Annotated in this window: 1 pseudogene; it reads left to right on the forward strand. The window is 50.3% G+C overall.

Annotation, left to right across the window (positions count from 1 at the left end):
- Positions 1-342, forward strand: a pseudogene (locus tag DC53_RS0120910) (ribonuclease E); the annotation flags it as partial.

Here is a 342-nt window from a genome sequence, read left to right on the forward strand (position 1 = left end):
GCCTGTAGTGACTGAGCAACCAGCTAAAGTTGAAGCACCTGTAGTGACTGAGCAACCAGCTAAAGTTGAAGCGCCTGTAGTGACTGAGCAACCCGCTAAAGTTGAAGCACCTGCAGTGACTGAGCAACCCGCTAAAGTTGAAGCGCCTGCAGTGACTGAGCAACCAGCTAAAGTTGAAGCACCTGTAGTGACTGAGCAACCCGCTAAAGTTGAAGCACCTGCAGTGACTGAGCAACCTGCTAAAGTTGAAGCGCCTGTAGTGACTGAGCAACCAGCTAAAGTTGAAGCACCTGTAGTGACTGAGCAACCAGCTAAAGTTGAAGCACCTGTAGTGACTGAGCA

The sequence above is a fragment of the Pseudoalteromonas fuliginea genome (genome assembly GCF_000690055.1).
Lineage (GTDB): Bacteria > Pseudomonadota > Gammaproteobacteria > Enterobacterales > Alteromonadaceae > Pseudoalteromonas > Pseudoalteromonas fuliginea.